At 73.0% G+C, this 12,336-nt stretch carries 10 protein-coding genes; 6 read left to right on the top strand and 4 right to left on the bottom strand.

Annotation, left to right across the window (positions count from 1 at the left end; translation table 11 throughout):
• Position 1 precedes the first annotated feature (1 nt).
• Positions 2–1,429: a glycoside hydrolase domain-containing protein gene (locus M0M48_RS19955; protein ID WP_257752469.1), complete on the bottom strand. Its 1,428-nt coding sequence runs from the start codon at positions 1,427–1,429 to the stop codon at positions 2–4.
• A 229-nt stretch (positions 1,430–1,658) separates the two neighbouring features.
• On the opposite strand from M0M48_RS19955, the gene purL reads away from it, so the two are divergent.
• Entirely contained in the window at positions 1,659–3,932 is a 2,274-nt protein-coding gene (gene purL, locus M0M48_RS19950) for a phosphoribosylformylglycinamidine synthase subunit PurL (protein ID WP_257752468.1), read from the top strand.
• A 4-nt stretch (positions 3,933–3,936) separates the two neighbouring features.
• On the opposite strand, the gene M0M48_RS19945 is transcribed toward purL, so the two are convergent.
• Complete coding sequence (locus M0M48_RS19945; RefSeq protein WP_257752467.1) at positions 3,937–4,977, bottom strand: hypothetical protein; 1,041 nt, start codon at positions 4,975–4,977, stop codon at positions 3,937–3,939.
• A gap of 71 nt (positions 4,978–5,048) precedes the next feature.
• On the bottom strand, positions 5,049–6,308 hold the full coding sequence (locus M0M48_RS19940) for an MFS transporter (RefSeq protein WP_257752466.1): 1,260 nt from the start codon (positions 6,306–6,308) through the stop codon (positions 5,049–5,051).
• 68 nt (positions 6,309–6,376) lie between these two features.
• Here M0M48_RS19940 and M0M48_RS19935 point away from each other — a divergent pair, with 68 nt between their 5' ends.
• Both M0M48_RS19935 and M0M48_RS19930 read left to right on the top strand, forming a co-directional pair.
• Positions 6,377–6,976 carry a helix-turn-helix domain-containing protein gene (locus tag M0M48_RS19935; protein WP_257752465.1) on the top strand — a complete coding sequence of 200 codons (600 nt, stop codon included), beginning with the start codon at positions 6,377–6,379 and terminating at the stop codon, positions 6,974–6,976.
• On the top strand, positions 6,976–7,341 hold the full coding sequence (locus M0M48_RS19930) for a sterol carrier family protein (RefSeq protein ID WP_257752464.1): 366 nt from the start codon (positions 6,976–6,978) through the stop codon (positions 7,339–7,341). The genes M0M48_RS19935 and M0M48_RS19930 overlap by 1 nt, the downstream gene beginning before the upstream one ends.
• Here the strand turns inward: M0M48_RS19930 and M0M48_RS19925 are convergent.
• Positions 7,328–7,972, bottom strand: coding sequence for a SecDF P1 head subdomain-containing protein (locus M0M48_RS19925; protein WP_257752463.1), 645 nt, complete (start codon positions 7,970–7,972; stop codon positions 7,328–7,330). The two genes, M0M48_RS19930 and M0M48_RS19925, sit on opposite strands and share 14 nt — an antisense overlap.
• Positions 7,973–8,016: 44 nt before the next feature.
• Between M0M48_RS19925 and M0M48_RS19920 the strand changes: the two genes are divergently transcribed.
• The 3 genes from M0M48_RS19920 (at position 8,017) to purF (ending at position 12,320) form a co-directional block, all read left to right on the top strand.
• A complete protein-coding gene (locus M0M48_RS19920; RefSeq protein ID WP_257752462.1) occupies positions 8,017–9,369 on the top strand; it encodes a dipeptidase in 1,353 nt (450 codons plus the stop codon).
• Between the two features lie 65 nt (positions 9,370–9,434).
• Positions 9,435–10,826: an FAD/NAD(P)-binding protein gene (locus M0M48_RS19915; protein ID WP_257752461.1), complete on the top strand. Its 1,392-nt coding sequence runs from the start codon at positions 9,435–9,437 to the stop codon at positions 10,824–10,826.
• A gap of 33 nt (positions 10,827–10,859) precedes the next feature.
• Positions 10,860–12,320 carry an amidophosphoribosyltransferase gene (gene purF / locus M0M48_RS19910; protein WP_257752460.1) on the top strand — a complete coding sequence of 487 codons (1,461 nt, stop codon included), beginning with the start codon at positions 10,860–10,862 and terminating at the stop codon, positions 12,318–12,320.
• Positions 12,321–12,336 lie beyond the last annotated feature (16 nt).

Here is a 12,336-nt window from a genome sequence, read left to right as displayed (position 1 = left end):
CTCAGCGGGCTCCGGCGGCCAGCTTGGCCCAGGTGGCGCTGTGCACGACGCCGTACGCCGGCAGCCCGACCTGCTTGCGGTAGGCGGTCACCGCCGAGGCCATCGTGGCGTCGTACACGCCGTTGACGACCACGCGCGAGCCCGGCACCGCGATCTGCAGCGCCCGCTGCACCCGCCGTACGTCGCTGCCGCGCGAGCCGATCTTGAGCACCGGACGGGCGCCGGCGGCGTGGAGGCTGATCCAGTCCTTCTTGCGCCAGCTCGTGCTGACGCCGAGGCCGGAGGAGCGCTGCCAGGCCTGCGCCGAGGCCCGCGTCTTCTTGTTGAAGTTGCCGGTGAGCTTGCCGGCGTACCCGGCCTTCTCCTTGAGCAGGCACTGCAGCGCCTTCACCAGCGACGGGTCGGCGCGGTAGGAGCCGGTGCGCGGCATCACCTTGCGGTAGGCGAGGTCGACGCGCACGCCGCCGCAGTGGGTCTCGGCCGCGGGGGTGGAGTTGCCGAGGTCGAGGTAGTTGCGGTCGATGTTGATCGTCACGCCGCCCCAGGTCTCGTTGTGGCCGCCCTGGTACTGCTTCATCCGGCGGCCGGGGAGCCACCCGTCCGAGCGCAGGTACGACGTCGAGGTGTTCGCGACGTTGTCCCACCGGGCGACCCAGATCTGGTCGGGCACCACGACGTCGGTACGCCGCGCCGCGCGGGCGTCGTCGAGGATCTTCATGCCGGAGCCGGCGCTGGAGTAGACGCCCGAGACGTAGCCGCGGTTGCGGATCCGCTGGGTCCACTTGGTCAGGAAGGCCAGCGCGGACTCGCGGCAGGTCGCGTTCTTGTAGTTGGACCAGCCCTCCAGGTCGTACCAGAGCGTGCTGCCCGGGACGATGCCCAGCGCCTGCGCCGCGGCGACGGCCGTGTCGGCCTCGGCCTTGCCCTGCGCGCGGGCGGCGGCGTAGCTGTTGGTGCTGGAGTTGCTGATCGTCGGGTCGATCTTGGCGCCGTAGCGCGGGAACCGGCCCACGCAGCTCGACTGCGGGCCGAGCGAGATCGGCAGCAGCCGCCAGCCCTTGGTGAGCTGGGTGCGCACCCAGGTGGGGGTGAGGTTCGGCTGGCTGCGGCAGGCGCGGGAGTTGCCGGAGATGTAGATGCCGACCGCCAGGAACGGCGAGTGCTCGAGCCAGGCGTCCATCTTCTTCTGGCTCGGCGCCAGGCACTGGTCGAAGCCGTAGCCGGTGAAGTTGCCGGGCGTGACCGGGTTCGTGCTCTTCGCGCTCAGGTCGACCGGGGCGTCCGTCGTGGGCGCGGCGTCCGGGCGCAGCGGCCCGAGCAGGGCGAGCGTGACGACGATCGCGAGGGCGCCCGTGGTGAGCGTGACGACGCTGGCCAAGGACGCTGGGAAGCGGCGGTGGGGACGAACGGTGACGGGCCGGGCAGGCATCGGAGATCTCCAGGGGAAGGTGGGGCGGTCCGGTGAGTGCCGAGTCACGATAACCACAACATTCACACGAGTAACAGGGGTTCACTTGAACTACAACCGTGTAATTCAGTCCTGGCCGAAGATCCTCCGGTCAGGGTTCCGATCGACCGGTCGGTCCCCGGACTGAGGTGAGCGGTCTCATGGGGGAGCGGCGGCGGCCCCGCGGAGCCGGAGCGATAGATTTGCCCCCGTGGCCGACACCGCTTCCGCACCTGCCCGTTCCACCCTCGACACCGTGGCCGTGGCGGCCGGTGACCCGGAGCGGGAGCAGCCCTGGGCCGAGCTCGGGCTCAAGGCCGACGAGTACGACCGGATCAAGGAGATCCTCGGTCGCCGTCCCACCAGCTCCGAGCTCGCGATGTACTCGGTGATGTGGAGCGAGCACTGCTCCTACAAGTCCTCCAAGGTGCACCTCAAGCAGTTCGGCGAGATCCCCCAGGAGACGCCCATCGGCCCGATGCTCGCGGGCATCGGCGAGAACGCCGGCGTCATCGACATCGGTCAGGGCTACGCGGTCAGCTTCAAGGTCGAGTCGCACAACCACCCGTCGTACGTCGAGCCGTACCAGGGCGCCGCGACGGGCGTGGGCGGCATCGTGCGCGACATCATCGCGATGGGCGCCCGCCCGGTCGCCGTGATGGACCCGCTGCGCTTCGGCCCCCTCGACGCCGACGACACCCACCGCGTGCTGCCCGGGATCGTGGCCGGCGTCGGTGGCTACGGCAACTGCCTCGGCCTCCCCAACATCGGCGGCGAGGCGGTCTTCGACGAGACCTACCTCGGCAACCCGCTCGTCAATGCGCTCTGCGTCGGCGTCCTGCGCCACGAGGACCTGCACCTGGCCAAGGCGTCCGGCACCGGCAACCGCGTCATCCTCTACGGCGCCCGTACCGGCGGCGACGGCATCGGCGGCGTCTCGGTGCTCGCCTCCGAGACCTTCGACGCCGACGGCCCGGCCAAGCGCCCCAGCGTCCAGGTCGGCGACCCGTTCATGGAGAAGCTGCTCATCGAGTGCACGCTCGAGCTCTTCCGGGCCGGCGTCGTCAACGGCATCCAGGACCTCGGCGGCGCGGGCCTGTCGTGCGCCACCTCCGAGCTGGCCTCCGCCGGTGACGGCGGGATGCGCTGCGAGCTCGACCGGGTCCCGCTGCGCGACTCCACGCTCTCGCCCGAGGAGATCCTCATGAGCGAGAGCCAGGAGCGGATGATGGCCGTCGTCGAGCCCGGCGACGTGGCCGCCTTCCTCGCGATCTGCGCCAAGTGGGACGTCGAGGCCGTCGACATCGGCGAGGTCACCGACACCGGCCGCCTCGAGATCACCTGGCACGGCGAGGTCGTCGTCGACGTCCCGCCGCGGTCCGTGGCGCATGACGGGCCGACGTACCAGCGGCCGTTCGCCCGCCCCGCGTGGCAGGACGCCCTCCAGGCCGACGGCGCCGAGGCGCTCGCCCGGCCCGGCACCGGCGACGAGCTGCGCGCCACCCTGCTCCAGCTCGTGGCCAGCCCCAACCTGTGCGACAAGTCCTGGATCACCGACCAGTACGACCGCTACGTCCAGGGCAACACCGTCCTGGCCCAGCCGGCCGACTCCGGCATGGTCCGCGTCGACGAGGAGACCCACCTCGGCGTCTCCGTGTCCACCGACTGCAACGGCCGCTTCGCCAAGCTCGACCCCTACGCCGGCGCCCAACTCGCGCTCGCCGAGGCCTACCGCAACGTCGCCACCGGCGGCGCCCTGCCGCTCGCGGTCAGCGACTGCCTCAACTTCGGCTCGCCCGAGGACACCGACGTGATGTGGCAGTTCGCCGAGGCCTGCCGCGGCCTCAAGGACGCCTGCCTCGAGCTCGGGATCCCGGTCACCGGCGGCAACGTCAGCCTCTACAACCAGACCGGCGAGACCGCGATCCTGCCGACGCCCGTCGTCGCCGTGCTCGGCGTGATCGAGGACGTCCGCCGGCGCACGCCGTCGAAGTTCCGGGCCGCCGGCGAGCGGATCGTGCTGCTCGGCACCACCCGCGAGGAGCTCTCCGGCTCCGAGTGGGCCCATGTCGTCCACGGCCACCTCGGCGGCACCCCGCCCCAGGTCGACCTCGCCGCCGAGCGCGCCCTGGCCCGCCTGCTCAAGGACCTGGTCGGCGTCGCCACCAGCGCCCACGACCTCTCCGACGGCGGCCTGGCCCAGGCGCTCGCCGAGGCCGCGATGGTCTCCGGCATCGGCGCCACCGTCGCCCTCGAGGGCGACGCGTTCGTCGGCCTGTTCGCCGAGTCGGCCGCCCGCGCGGTCGTCACCGTCGCGACCGGCGACCTCGACGAGCTGCGCGCCCTGTGCGCGCGCCACGACGTCCCGCTGACCGAGCTCGGTACGACGGGCGGCGAGGCGCTGGTCGTCGAGGGGGCGTTCGACGTACCGCTGGCGGAGCTGCGGGACGCCTGGACGGCGACCCTGCCCGCCGCCCTGGGCTGAGGCCCTACTTCAGCGTCGTGGTCGCGGTCACCGGCAGGTCGAGGTTCTGCTCGGTGTCGGTGCCCGTGCCCCACGCGGAGGTCAGCAGCAGCGTGTAGTCCTGCTCGACCCGCAGCTTCTTGGGCGCCTTGTCCCCGACCGGGAAGATCACGTGGAACTCGGTCGTGCAGCTGCCGCTGGTCGTGCTCGGGCAGGTGGTCTCGCCGTTGTCCTGGTAGGCCTGCGCGGCCTCGATGTCGCCGAGGCGGAAGCTGCCCACGACGCCGGTGGCGTAGTAGACGCCGCCCGACTTGAGGTCCTTGGCGACCTCGTTCCAGCGGCCGAGCGTGGTGCGGACGGTGACCGCGAGCCAGCCCTGGCCGTCCTCGGCCCAGGCGTCGCCGGCGTAGGGCAGGCGCACGGGGCGGGTGACCGAGCAGGTGAACGTCGAGGAGCCGACGAGCTTGCGGCCGTACTCGATGGCGCCGGTGCAGTCGGTGCGCTTGGTCTTGGGGGAGGGCAGGTCGTAGAGGGCCTCGGCGGCGCCCGCGTCGCGGTCGCCGGTGGTGAGGTCGACGGTCTGGGTGACGCCGTCGAAGTCGATCTTGAGGCTGGGGTCCTTGCCGGGGCCGCCGACGACGACGTAGAAGGACGTCGAGCCGGTGCCGGAGTCGTCCGGCGGGGGGATCCGGTAGGTCGCGCCGTCGGCGATCAGGTCGACGTCGGGGGTGGCTTCGGTGTCGATGAAGTCGGCGTAGCGGCCGAAGGAGCTCGCGTCGTACTGCCAGGTGATCGGGACGAAGGTGCCGCCGTCGGGGGCGTCGATGGCCTCGGCCTGGCGGGTGTCGTCGGCGCTGAGCTTGTCGGTCGGCTTGCCGAGGGTGATCTCGAGGCTGCCGATGGGCAGGGCGACGACGGACTCGTTGCCGGCGCCGGAGAACTGCGCGTCGTCCCGAGCCGGTACGACGTCGCCCACCGCCACGCCCGTGTCTCCCCCGCACGCGACGAGAGCAGGGGCGAGGGCGAGCAGGCCGGCAACGGCCACGGCGCAACGGCGAGGGAGCATGGGCCCCATTGTGACGGGCGGAGCCCGGCGGCGTGCGGAAGCGTCCGGGAAAGCCGGGGTGTCCGGGTCGGTCAGGGGCCGGCGAGGGTGAGCGTGTCGTCGTACCGGGGCCAGGCGGCGGGGCGGGGGACCGACCGCACCGAGCGCGACAGAGTCGGCGCGAGCGCGGCCAGCCCGGTCAGGACGGCGAGGGCGAGGAGGGCGTCGCGGCCGCCGAGCCCGGCGAGCAGCAGGCCGGCCAGGACCGGCGCGAGCGGCATCGAGATCATCGAGACGAACTGCATCGCCGACTGGACCCGGCCGATGAGCGCGGGCGGCGTGGTCGCCATCCGGTAGGCGCTGACGCCGGCATTGCCCGCGGGGTTGAGGAACATCCCGAGCGCACCGGCCAGGGCCATGCTCAGCGGGTGGTTCCACAGCGCGAGCGGGATCGCCAGCGGGACCCAGCTCCATGCGACGAGCACGGTCAGGGTGCCGGTGGCGAAGCGCTCGACCAGGACCGGCGCGACGATCGCGCCGAGGACGCCGAAGCCGCCGATCGCGGCCTGGGTCAGGCCGATCTGGGGTGCGGAGAAGCCCGCCTCGATCAGCCGGAGCAGGGCGACGAAGAAGAGCGCGTTGATGGTGAGGTTGACCGTCGGCGACCAGAACAGCAGCACCCGCAGGAACGGCCGGCGCCACACGAACCGGATCCCCTCGCCGACGTCGCGCAGCGGGCGGGGTCGGTCGCGGTCGGGGTCGGGGCGTGCGGAGAGGTCCGCGCGGACCCGCCCGAGGAGCAGCCAGCCGAGTGCGTAGGTCACCGCGTCGGCCGCGAACGGCGCCCAGCGGGCCACGCCGAACAGGGCGCCGCCGAGGGGTCCGCCGAGCAGGGCCGCGACGTGCTGGCGCGCCTGCTGCTGGCTGAGCGCGGTCGGGAGCTGCTCGTCGCTGACGATCTCGCGGATGGCGGCGTACTCGGCCGGCCCGAACAGGCCGGTGACCACGCCGGTCACGAACAGCACGGCCAGCAGGTGGGGGAGGGTGAGCACCCCGGCCGCGCCCGCCACGGCGAGCGAGGCGTAGAGCGCGAAGCCGGTGCCGAGCGAGAGCCGCATCAGCCGCAGCCGGTGCCAGCGGTCGGCGAGCACGCCGGCGGGGAGCAGGGCGCCGACCATCCCGACGAGGAAGACGCCCTCGGCGGCGGCCGCCCACAGTGCCGACCCGGTGAGCGCGTAGGCGACCAGCGGCGCGGCGAAGATCGTCACCCGCGAGCCGAGCTCGGCCACCGTCGCGCCGACCCAGAGGGCGGTGAAGTCGTGGTTACGGGCGAGGGCGCGGAAGGCGGGCACGATCCGCACACTATGTTGCGCAACGTATGTTGCGCAATAGGTGCTGCGCATTCCGCTAGGCTCGCCCCATGGTGATGTACGACGACCCGCGGATCCTCCGCGCGATCGCGCACCCCACCCGCAACCGGGTGCTCCATGAGCTGTCCGCGGCCGGCTCGCTGCGGGCCGCCGACATCGCCCGGCGCATCGACATCCCGGCCAACCAGGCGAGCTTCCACCTGCGCCAGCTCGCCAAGTACGGCCTGGTCGAGGAGGACCCTGACGCCGCCCGCGACCGCCGGGACCGGGTCTGGCGGATGGTCGACCCCGACGGGATCCGGTTCCGCACCTCCGACATGCTCGCCCAGCCCGGCGGCCGCGCGGCGTACGCCGTCTTCCAGCGCAACGCCGTCGAGTGGGGCCAGCACCTGCTGGAGCGGGCCTATGCGCCCACGGGGGCCGACGAGCCCGGCCGCAGCATCTCCGAGTGGGCGCTGCTGCTGACGCCTGCCGAGGCCGAGGAGCTGATGCACGAGATCGCCGCGCTCGTCGAGCGCCGTCGCTTCGCCGCCCAGGGGCCCGGGGCCGGGGGCAGCGACGACGAGCGCGCGACCTACTCCGTCTTCCAGCTCATCCAGCCCTATCCCGAGCTGCCCGTCGACCCGACCCCCGAGGACCAGGACCACTGATGCCCGCGCGCCTGCGCCCTGCCGATTCCGCCCTCGTCGCCGAGGCCCTCGCCCGGGTGGCCGCCGACGCCGCCGAGCGCGGCGACCTGCGCCTGCTCACCAAGCACTTCCTCGCGGTCCTCGAGACCCGCGCTCCGGGGCGCTCGGTCGAGGTCCGCGTCCCGCCGTACGCCGCGGTCCAGGTGATCGAGGGCGTGCGCCACACCCGGGGCACCCCGCCGGCCGTCGTCGAGACCGACGCCGCCACCTGGATCGCGCTCGCCACCGGCGAGCTCGGGTGGGACGCGGCGCTCGACGGCGGGCGCGTGCAGGCGAGCGGCGAGCGGACCGACCTGACGCCGTACCTGCCGCTCAGCGCTTCGTGAGCTGGGCCGCGATCTCGTCGGCCTGGTCCTGCGTGAACGTGCCGCCGATCTGGACCTTGCCGTCCTCGACGGCGTCCTGGATCACCGGCGCGGTGAGCACCTGACCGTCGAGCACGACCGCGAGCAGCGTGTTGGTGCCGGCCAGCTCACGGGTCATCGTCGCGAACTTCGGCGTGGCCTGGTCGTCGAAGCTCAGCGCGACGACCCAGTCGGTGAGGTTCGCGGGCTTCTCGGCCTCGGCGGCCTCGACGCCACCGGTGATCTCGGCCGGCGCGAGCCGGTAGACGATGCCCGACTCGTCGCACGCGATCGCCTCGGCGGCCGGCTTGGGCTGACCGGCCGGGACGTCGCTGCAGTCCTCGGGCAGGGGAGAGGTCGCGGCGCCGTCGGCCGGGATGCCGGTCGCCTCGATCACCCGGCGGAACTGGACCGGGCCGCTGGGCGCCGCGTCGCCGGAGGCCGTCGTACCGGTCGAGGGGGCGTCGGTGGGGGCCGTGCTGGAGCTGGTGCTGTCGGTGGTGGCGCCGTCCTTGTCGGCGGCGTCGCCGTCGTCACCGCCGCCGCAGGCGGAGAGCGCGAGGGCGAGCGTGGCGGCAGCGGTCGTGGCCTGGAGCATCCGAGAAAGTGCCATGCCGCGATCATGCCTGACGGGGGTTCCGCACTAGGTTGGGGGCCATGACCGGACCTGTCTCCACCACTGACCTGCGCGCGCGCCTCGCCGAGCTCCTGCCCGGCGTCCGATCGGACCTCGAGGCCCTCGTTCGCATCCAGTCCGTCAGCGCCGACCCCGACCGCCTCGACCAGGTCGAGGTGAGCGCGCGGGCGACCGCCGACCTCTTCGCAGCCGAGGGGGTGGACGTCCAGATCGTGCGCGCCTTCGACGGTGCCCCGCCCGCCGTGATCGGCGAGAAGAAGGGGCCCGAGGGTGCGCCCACGGTGCTGCTCTACGCCCACCACGACGTGCAGCCCGAGAACGACCACGCCGAGTGGGACAGCGCGCCGTACGAGCCGACGGAGCGCAACGGCCGCCTCTACGGCCGCGGTGCCGCCGACGACAAGGCCGGCATCATGACCCACGTCGCCGCGCTGCGGATGCTCGGCGACGCGCTGCCCGTCACCGTGCGCCTCTTCATCGAGGGCGAGGAGGAGGTCGCCAGCGCGACCCTCCCGCAGCTCCTCCAGAAGTACGTCGAGGAGCTGCGCTCCGACGTCATCGTGATCGCCGACTCCGGCAACTGGGACATCGGCGTCCCCGCGCTCACCACGAGCCTGCGCGGCCTGGTCCGGGTCAACGTCGAGGTCCGCACGCTCACCCACGCTGTGCACCAGGGCATGTGGGGCGGTCTCGTCCCCGACGCGCTGATCACGCTCTCCCGCCTCATCGCGAGCCTCCACGACGACGCCGGCAACCTCGTCGTCGCGGGTCTGCACTCCGGCCCGGCCGCCGACGTCGACTACCCCGAGGAGCGGCTGCGCGCCGAGTCCGGTGTCGCCGAAGGCGTCCAGTGGGTCGGCACCGGCCCGGCCGTCGAGCGGCTCTGGACCCAGCCGGCACTGTCGGTGATCGGTCTCGACGCCCCCAAGGTCGACGGCTCCTCCAACACGCTCATCCCGTCGGCGCGGGCCCGGCTCGCGCTGCGCACCGCGCCCGGCGAGACCTCCGAGAACGCCGTCGCCTGCCTGTGCGCCCACCTCGAGAAGCACGTCCCGTGGGGCGCCCAGCTCTCCATCGAGGTCGTCGACACCGGCGAGCCGATCGCGCTCGAGGTCACCGGCCCGGCGTACGACGCCGCGCGCTCGGCGTTCACCGAGGCCTGGGACGGCACCGCGCCGGTCGACATGGGCGTGGGTGGCTCGATCCCGTTCATCGCCGAGTTCCTCGAGAGCTTCCCCGACGCCTCGGTGCTGGTCACCGGCGTCGAGGACCCCGACACCCGCGCCCACGGCCCCAATGAGGGTCTGCACCTGGCCGAGTTCGAGAAGGTCCTGCTCGCCGAGGCGCTGCTGCTGCGCAACCTCGGCGCCTGAGGTCCGAGGCGGCCGCCCGCGCCGCGAGGTCCGCAAAAGTGGAGTGATTCGCTAGACTCACTCGCATGACGTCGATCCAGGCCCCCGCGCCCGCCCCCGCACCTCTCGCCGCGCGCACCCGCGTCGCGGTGATCGGCGGGGGCGCGAGCGGGGTCCTGACGGCGATCAACCTGCTCGTCCGCTCCGACGACCCGGGCCTCGAGGTCGTCATCCACGAGGCCAGCGGCATCGTCGGGCGCGGCATCGCCTACGGCACCAACGACCGGCGGCACCTGCTCAACGTCCGGGCCCGGCACATGAGCGCCTTCCCCGACGCGCCCTCCGACCTGCTCGACTGGGCGCTGCGGACCGGCCGGGGGAGCGACCCCCAGGCCTTCCTGCCCCGGGCGGACTTCGCGATCTACCTCCAGGACCGGCTGGCCGACGTCGCCGACGACCGGCTCCGGATCCGGGCCGGCCGGGTGCAGGACGTCATCCCGACCGCGACCGGCTTCGACGTCGTCACCGAGCGCTCGACGGCCCCGGCCGACGCCGTCGTGCTGTGCCACGGCAACCAGCCGCCGCGCCCGCTCGCCGGGCTGCCCGACGCCCCGTGGCACATCGGCAACCCGTGGGAGCTCGGCCGGCTCCGCGCCCTGCCCGCCGACGCCCGGGTAGTCGTGGTCGGCACCGGCCTGACCGCCGTCGACACCGTCATCACCCTGCTCGAGGACGGCCCCGAGCGCCACGTCACCATGCTCAGCCGCAGCGGCGTGCTGCCCAAGCCGCACGTCGAGCAGGCGCACACCGCCTGGGTCACCAAGGTCCCCGAGGACGCGGTCACCGCCGACGCCGTCGCCGCCGCGGTCGCCGACGAGTGTCGCGCCGCGGCCGAGCGCGGGGTCGGCTGGCGCGCGGTCGTCGACGGCCTGCGCCCGCTCACCCAGGAGCTCTGGCGCCGGATGCCCCTCGACGAGCGGCGCCGCTTCCTCGACGTCCACGTGCGCGACTGGGAGATCCGCCGGCACCGGATGGCGCCCGAGGTCGCTCTGCGCCTCCAGCGCTACCGCTACGACGGCCGGCTGACCATCCGCCCCGGCCAGCTCCACGAGGTCGCCGACCTCGGCGAGCGCTGCGCGGTCACCCCCGCGACCGGCGCCGAGCCGTTCGAGGCCGACGCCGTGGTCAACTGCACCGGCCCCCTCGCCGACGTACGGCGCAGCGCGGACCCGCTGATCCGGGCCCTCGTCGCGCGCGGCACGGTCGCCCCCGACCCGCTCGCGCTCGGCATCGACAGCACGGTCGACGGCCGGGTCGTGAGCGCCTCCGGTGCGGTCGTCGACGGCCTCTACGTCGTCGGCCCGCCGCGCAAGGGCACCCTGTGGGAGTCGACCGCGATCCCCGAGATCCGGGCCCAGGCGGCGCAGGTCGCGAGTGCCGTGGTGCAGCGCACGTCTCGGCCGGTCGCCGCCAACTGAGCGGATCGGCGCTTCGCCGGTAGGCTGGAAGCCGTGTGCGGAGTCTTCGGCGTATGGGCCCCGGGTGAGGACGTCGCCAAGCTGACCTACTTCGGCCTCTACTCCCTGCAGCACCGGGGACAGGAGTCAGCCGGTATCTCGGTCAGCAATGGTCGCCAGATCCTCGTCTACAAGGACATGGGACTCGTCTCCCAGGTCTTCGACGAGAACACCCTCGAGTCGTTCGCGGGTCACCTCGCGGTCGGCCACTGTCGCTACTCGACCACGGGTGCGAGCACGTGGCAGAACGCGCAGCCGACCTTCCGGCCCACCGAGGACGGCTCGATCGCGCTCGGCCACAACGGCAACCTGATCAACACCGCGGCGCTCGCCGAGATGGTCAAGGGGCTGCCGAGCGACGACGGCGAGCTCGACATCCACGCCCGTGACCTCGAGGCGTCGACCAACGACACCAGCCTGGTCACCGCGCTGCTCGCGCACCACCCGGACCAGTCGCTCGAGGCGCGTGCGCTCGAGCTGCTGCCGCAGGTCCAGGGCGCCTTCTCGTTCGTCTTCATGAACGAGAACACGCTCTACGCCGCCCGCGACCCCGAGGGCATCCGCCCGCTGGTGCTGGGCCGCCTCGAGCGCGGCTGGGTCGTCGCCAGCGAGGACGCCGCCCTGGCCACCACCGGCGCGAGCGTCGTGCGCGAGGTCGAGCCGGGTGAGCTCATCGTCATCGACGAGGACGGCCTGCGCTCCCACAAGTTCGCCGAGCCGCGCCGCAAGGGCTGCGTGTTCGAGTACGTCTACCTCGCCCGCCCCGACGCCCGGATCGCCGGGCGCAGCGTCCACGAGGCCCGCGTCGAGATGGGCCGCCAGCTCGCCCGCGAGTTCCCCGTCGAGGCCGACCTCGTCATCCCGGTCCCCGAGTCCGGTACGCCGGCCGCGTCCGGCTACGCCCTCGAGAGCGGCATCCCGTTCGGCCAGGGCTTCGTCAAGAACGCCTACGTCGGCCGGACCTTCATCCAGCCCAGCCAGACCCTGCGCCAGCTCGGCATCCGGCTCAAGCTCAACGCGCTCGAGCACATGATCCGCGGCAAGCGCATCGTCGTCGTCGACGACTCGATCGTGCGCGGCAACACCCAGCGCGCCCAGGTGCGCATGCTCCGCGAGGCCGGGGCGCTCGAGGTCCACGTCCGGATCTCCAGCCCGCCGGTGAAGTGGCCCTGCTTCTACGGCATCGACTTCGCCACCCGGGCCGAGCTCATCGCCAACGGCCTCGACGTCGACGAGATCGCCGCGTCGGTCGGCGCCGACAGCCTCGGCTACATCTCGCTCGACGGCATGGTCGAGGCGACCGGCCAGCCCCAGTCGACCCTGTGCACCGCGTGCTTCACCGGCGCCTACCCGATCGAGCTGCCCGACGAGAGCCTGCTCGGCAAGCACCTGCTCGAGGCGACGCTCACCCCGAGCACGCACGGCGAGGCGCTGCCCGTCTTCAACAACCCGTGATCGAGACCAGAGGGAC

Origin of the sequence: Pimelobacter simplex (assembly GCF_024662235.1) — a bacterium.
In the GTDB taxonomy this organism is placed as follows: domain Bacteria; phylum Actinomycetota; class Actinomycetes; order Propionibacteriales; family Nocardioidaceae; genus Nocardioides.
Note: the sequence above shows the minus strand (reverse complement) of the source record. Positions and strands in the feature narration are given on the sequence as shown.

Excerpts from the sequence above, each read along its gene's own strand:
- M0M48_RS19920 (WP_257752462.1), top strand. The coding sequence starts at position 8,017 with ATGACCGGACCTGTCTCCACCACTGACCTGCGCGCGCGCCTCGCCGAG.
- M0M48_RS19915 (WP_257752461.1), top strand. The coding sequence starts at position 9,435 with ATGACGTCGATCCAGGCCCCCGCGCCCGCCCCCGCACCTCTCGCCGCG.
- M0M48_RS19925 (WP_257752463.1), bottom strand. The coding sequence starts at position 7,972 with ATGGCACTTTCTCGGATGCTCCAGGCCACGACCGCTGCCGCCACGCTC.
- M0M48_RS19945 (WP_257752467.1), bottom strand. The coding sequence starts at position 4,977 with ATGCTCCCTCGCCGTTGCGCCGTGGCCGTTGCCGGCCTGCTCGCCCTC.
- M0M48_RS19935 (WP_257752465.1), top strand. The coding sequence starts at position 6,377 with ATGGTGATGTACGACGACCCGCGGATCCTCCGCGCGATCGCGCACCCC.
- M0M48_RS19955 (WP_257752469.1), bottom strand. The coding sequence starts at position 1,429 with ATGCCTGCCCGGCCCGTCACCGTTCGTCCCCACCGCCGCTTCCCAGCG.
- M0M48_RS19930 (WP_257752464.1), top strand. The coding sequence starts at position 6,976 with ATGCCCGCGCGCCTGCGCCCTGCCGATTCCGCCCTCGTCGCCGAGGCC.